General features: G+C 63.2%; 1 protein-coding gene. It reads right to left on the bottom strand.

Features of this window, described 5'->3' with window-relative positions; genetic code table 11:
* Nucleotides 1-200: 200 nt before the first annotated feature.
* Nucleotides 201-2,636 carry an FAD-dependent oxidoreductase gene (locus EN925_RS30430; protein ID WP_127369755.1) on the bottom strand — a complete coding sequence of 812 codons (2,436 nt, stop codon included), beginning with the start codon at nt 2,634-2,636 and terminating at the stop codon, nt 201-203.
* Between the last annotated feature and the right edge of the window lie 316 nt (nt 2,637-2,952).

Genomic DNA, 2,952 nt, shown 5'->3' with positions numbered 1-2,952 from the left:
TCCGTCCGGCGCTCCGGATCAGGTCTCGCGTACCGGAGCCCGTAAGTTTCGACAAGTGCCATAAGTTTCGCAAAGTGTTTGCGTAGCGAAGCGCCATGCGTATCTGGCAAAACCGCGTTCCCGATGGAGCGCGGTTTTTGCGTTTTACCCTGCAGCACGTTTGAGACATCGATGAACCGGAAACTGTACTCCGGGATACCTCACATGCGCCCGCGGGCGCTTTCCGGATCATAGGGCGAGTCGGCGATCACCTTTGCCGCGCGGCGCTCGCCGAGGATCGAAACCTCGAGCTCGGTACCGGGCGACACAAGTTCCAGGGGCAGCAGCGCAAGTGCTATGTCGTGACCAAAAGTGTAGGAATAGCCCGCCGAGGTGATGTGGCCGACGAGCTCGCCTTCGCGGTAAACGCCCTCGAAGGCGAATGCGCTCGCACCATCCGTGTCGATCGACAGTGTGGCGATCCGGCGTGTAACCTGCTGCTGTTTCGCGACCAGTGCCGCCCGGCCGATGAAGTCCCTGTTGTCGAGGCTGATGAAGCGCTCGAGGCCGCTTTCCCAGGCGGACAATTCGGGGTTCATATCGCGGTACATGGCCCGGTAGGATTTATCGAGACGAAGCGATTCCAGCGCTTGAAGTCCGACCAGCCTCAGCCCGTGTGCCTCTCCCGATGCCAGAAGCGCATCCAGCAAATGCCGCTGGTAGCAGAGTGGATGATAGAGTTCCCATCCCAGCTCACCCGAATAGTTGACACGCAGCAGCCGTACGTCGCTGGCCATGCCGACGGTGCCGGACTGTACGCTGAACCATGGGAAGGCCTCGTTGGAGAGGTCGATCTCCGTCAGCGGCTGCAGTATGTCGCGCGCCTTCGGCCCAATCACCGTGAAGCTGCCGCGATCCTCCGTGACGTTGCGCAGATGCACGCTGCCGTCCTTCGGCAACAGCCGGTCGAGATCGTCAAGGTTCCAGCGTTCGGCGCGCGGCGTCGATATGAGATAGAACAGGTCGCTCTGCAGCCGCGCCACCACATACTCGGCCTGCACGCCGCCGGTCGGCGTCAGGTGATGGGCAAGAGCGACACGACCGGGACGCGGCAGTCTGTTGGCCAGGATTCCGTCGAGCCAGCCCTCGGCGCCCGGCCCGCCGACCTCGAACTTGGTCATTGGTGTCATCTCGACCAGACCGGCGGCCTGGCGGACAGCCTGGACCTCTGCGGCGACGTGGTTCCCCTTGGGGGTCCGGCGCCAGCTGTAGACATTGCGCGCCTCGACACCCGCGGGCGCAAACCAGCTCGGCATCTCCCAGCCGTTCAACACGTCCCATACCGCGCCAAGCTGACTTAGGCGGTCATAGGACGGGGCCGTTTTCTGCGGTCGCGCCGCCGGCATGTCCTGGCCCGGATAGTGCTGTACGGCGTGGGTGCCCCAGGCTTCCCGGACCTTGGCCCGGGTCCAGTTCTTGTTGGCATAGCGGCCGAACCTGCGGGGATCCAGCTCCGCCGTGTCGATGCTGTTGCCACCCTCCACGATCCGTTCGGAGAGGTAGTAGCCAATCGCACCGCCCCAAAGGATGCCCCCCGGCACCCCTTCGGCGAGCCAGACATTCTCCAGGCCCCACGCCTGCCCCATCAGCGGCAGCTCATCGGCCGTCATCTGGAAAGGTCCTCGCACATTGCGCTTGATGCCGGCGCGCCCGAGCGCGGGAACCAGTTCGGTGGCGCGCTCCCAGTTCCAGGAAACGGCATCGAAATCTTCATCGAGCAGATCGGCGCCGAACCATTCCGGGACGCCGTTTTCGGCGAACAGCTTGAGCTGCTCGGTGCGCTCATAGGGACCGAACATCAGCCCGTCTCCCTCTTCGCGCAGATAGCCCTCGTAACCCTCGTCCCTGAGGATCGGCATCTCCGGAAGACCAAGCCGTTTGCGTTCCACGATTTCGGGAACCGCCTCGGTGATCCAATACTGGTGCAGGATCGGAATCGCGGGAATGTCCAGGCCCAGCATGGCGCCTGTCTGGCGTGCGTAATTGCCTGTTGCAAGGATGACATGTTCACAGACGATCTCGCCGCGTGAGGTCTTGACTCTCCACTCGCCGCTCGGCATCCGCTCGAAACCCACGACCTCGGTATCAAGATGGATCTTCGCGCCGAGGTCGCGTGCACCCTTGGCCATGGCCTGGGTGACATCGGCGGGTGCAATGTGGCCGTCATCGGGATGGTAGAGGGCACCCAGCATGGTGTTGTTGTCGAGCAGCGGCCAGATCTCGCGCGCCTCCGCGGGCGATACGATCCGGGCCCGCACTCCCTGGACCTCGGCAACGTCCATGTAGCTTCTGTACTCGTCCAGCCTGTCGCGCGTGTTGGCAATGCGCAGTTGCCCGCATTTGTGCCAGCCGACGTTCTGGCCCGTCTCCGCCTCCAGGCCTTCATAGATCGCGATCGATCTGGCGATCATGCGGCCGACATTGCGGCTGCGCGCGTAAGAGGGGATGAGCCCCGCGGCATGCCATGTCGAGCCGGCCGTAAGCTGTGTTCGCTCCAGCAATGCCACATCGGTCCAGCCGCGCTTTGCCAGGCCGTAGAGAATGCCGGCGCCCACACAGCCGCCACCGACCACGACCGCACGAAAGGAACTCACCATATGCGCGTGCCCTTGTCTGAAATTGCCACCGGTCCACATGAACGCATGCGCATACTGTCAGACAGCATCCGGCTTTTCAGCATATTTCCTTGTCTGGAACGCTGCAGCGGTCACCCGACTGTTGGGCCACGAAGCCGGCCGAACTGTCAGCTGTCCCGCCCGCGTTCAGGCCGCTTTTTTGCGTTTTGCCCAGCTATATTCCGATTGCAGCATTCGGGATCGGGACATGATCTTCGTTGATCAGCACGATCGGCGCATCGGCTCCCTCGACCCTGACGACCAGCAGGCGCAGGCTCCACGTGCCGGCTGTCCGGAC

Source organism: Mesorhizobium sp. M7A.F.Ca.US.006.04.2.1 (genome assembly GCF_004022915.1).
GTDB lineage: Bacteria > Pseudomonadota > Alphaproteobacteria > Rhizobiales > Rhizobiaceae > Mesorhizobium > Mesorhizobium ciceri.
The sequence above is the reverse complement of the archived record's forward strand: the minus strand, read 5'-3'. Positions and strand labels throughout refer to the sequence as shown.